A 2311-nucleotide genomic window follows, 5' to 3' on the forward strand; every position below is an offset into this window, starting at 1 on the left:
TTCTAGTATTTCCACCTCTTGATGAAACTGATAAATTTTGTATATTGCCTTACTTTTGGATACCAGAAGATACACTTGACCTTCGAGTAAAACGTGATCATGTGCCTTATGATGTTTGGGAGAAAGAAGGAAATCTGAAAACGACTGAAGGGAACGTGGTACACTATGGTTACATTGAAAAATTTATAGAAGAAATGGGATTGAAATTCAATATTCGAGAAATCGCGTTTGACCGTTGGGGAGCAGTTCAAATGGTTCAAAATTTGGAAGGTATGGGCTTTACTGTTGTCCCCTTCGGACAAGGTTTCAAAGATATGAGTCCGCCAACTAAAGAGTTAATGAAACTGACACTTGAGAAGAGATTGGCTCATAGTGGTCATCCAGTACTTCGTTGGAATATGGATAATATTTTTGTTAGGGTAGATCCAGCAGGGAATATCAAGGCTGACAAGGAGAAATCCACTGAAAAAATTGATGGTGCTATTGCGACTATCATGGCTCTTGATAGGGCGATTCGTTGTGGGAACGATGGTGGTGCTAGTGTTTATGATGATAGGGGATTGTTTCTGATATAGTGCGGATTTATATTTTTAAAATATGCTAAAATAGGATTACCAAGTTTTTTATAGAATTAATAAGGTTAAATTGAGGTTTTATAGCATATTAAAAAGTCTTTAAGATAATGAGACGAAAAATTAAAAAGTAAGGTTAGGAACTATGGAGAATATTGAGGTATTTAAACAAATTTATTTTCAATTGGAATCAGAAGTATTAAAAATAGCTTATCAAATAGCTCTTGTAGAAAAACAAAAAAATGTGTATTCTGTCAATATTGCAGAGCTACAATTACGAATTTTTGCGCAAATAGAAGCAGCTCTTAAATATCAAGGACTAAAGAAAGGTTTTAGTAAACAAAACTTTGATAATTATATTCCTAAAATTCCAGAGTTGAAATTAAGATGGGCCTATGTTACTTGGTCAAACTATCATTTCGATAAAAAATTGTATAAAAATAATTTTATAAAATCTGTTGATAGAGTTAGAAATGTTAATGAAAATGGAATCCCTATTACTGACAGTGAAAAGAAAAATTATAAATTCAATAATGCGTATCAAAATTTGAAACATGATTTTACAAACTCATTATCATATTTTGGGACATTGGAGTATTTATTTGAATCATTATCGACGCTTTTTATAATCCTTGAACTATCTAATTCAAAAATATTTACGTCTGTCGAATACAATGAGGAAAAGACAGAATTAACTGGGTGGCAAAGAAGTTATAATTCAATTCGGAAATCTTTTCCTTTGGATAAGCTAGATTAAACTGGGATAGACTTTAGCCGTATAATACCAAATATCAGAAGAATCATCTATCAAGTCTATAGGTGCTTTTCTGATACCTAAAAAAGAAAGGTGCGTGATTAATTGGGGATTTTTAAAGGCTTATTCAAATCAAGAGACAAACCAAATGATAGCACTGTTGGTAGTGGCTATCGTTTTTTTATGGGCAGCACAACAAGTGGTAAGCCTGTAACTGAACAATCCGCCATGCAGATGACAGCTGTTCATTCATGTGTCAGGATATTATCAGAGGCAGTCGCAAGTCTACCACTTCATCTTTATAAGCAGACTGAGACGAGCAAAGAAAAAGCGAGGACTCATCCCCTGTATTTATTGCTACATGATGAGCCAAATTCAGAAATGACTTCCTTTATTTTTCGAGAGACACTAATGACACATCTTTTATTGTGGGGTAATGCCTATGCTCAAATTATCCGAAATGGTAAAGGACAAGTTATTGGCTTGTATCCATTGCTGCCCAATCGTATGAGTGTGGATAGAGATAAAAGTGGTGAGCTTTATTATATCTATACTGTTGCGACTGGAGATGTTATGAAAGGTTATCAGGTTAAACTCCATTCATCTGAGGTACTTCATATCCCAGGTCTTGGTTTTGATGGTTTGGTAGGTTATTCGCCAATTGCCATGGCAAAGAATGCGATAGGGATGGCGATTGCGTGTGAAGAATATGGTGCGAAGTTTTTCGCCAATGGGGCTGCACCAAGTGGTGTATTGGAACATCCTGGGACATTAAAAGATCCCACCCGTATCCGTGAAAGTTGGCAACAGACTTTTGGAGGCTCAAGTAATGCGCATAAGGTTGCTGTTTTGGAAGAGGGAATGAAATATGCACCGATTGCGATTTCGCCAGAACAGGCTCAATTTTTAGAAACACGAAAATTTCAAATCAATGAAATTGCTCGGATTTTCAGAGTGCCACCGCATATGGTTGGTGATCTTGAAA

3 protein-coding genes are annotated in these 2311 nt (G+C 35.6%); all 3 read left to right on the forward strand.

What is annotated here, in order from left to right:
* The coding region (locus RsY01_RS10710; RefSeq protein WP_238594984.1) for a terminase TerL endonuclease subunit at nt 1-575 on the forward strand (575 nt) is incomplete at its 5' end.
* 142 nt (nt 576-717) lie between these two features.
* Nucleotides 718-1329, forward strand: a complete 612-nt coding sequence (locus RsY01_RS10715; protein ID WP_094785522.1) for a hypothetical protein — start codon at nt 718-720, stop codon at nt 1327-1329.
* Nucleotides 1330-1431: 102 nt separating this feature from the next.
* Nucleotides 1432-2311, forward strand: an 880-nt coding sequence (locus RsY01_RS10720) for a phage portal protein (protein ID WP_094785523.1), incomplete at its 3' end; no start/stop codon positions are given.

The sequence above is a fragment of the Pseudolactococcus reticulitermitis genome (genome assembly GCF_002260845.1).
GTDB lineage: Bacteria > Bacillota > Bacilli > Lactobacillales > Streptococcaceae > Pseudolactococcus > Pseudolactococcus reticulitermitis.

Coding starts and splice junctions, on each gene's coding strand:
- RsY01_RS10715 (WP_094785522.1), top strand. CDS start 718: ATGGAGAATATTGAGGTATTTAAACAAATTTATTTTCAATTGGAATCA.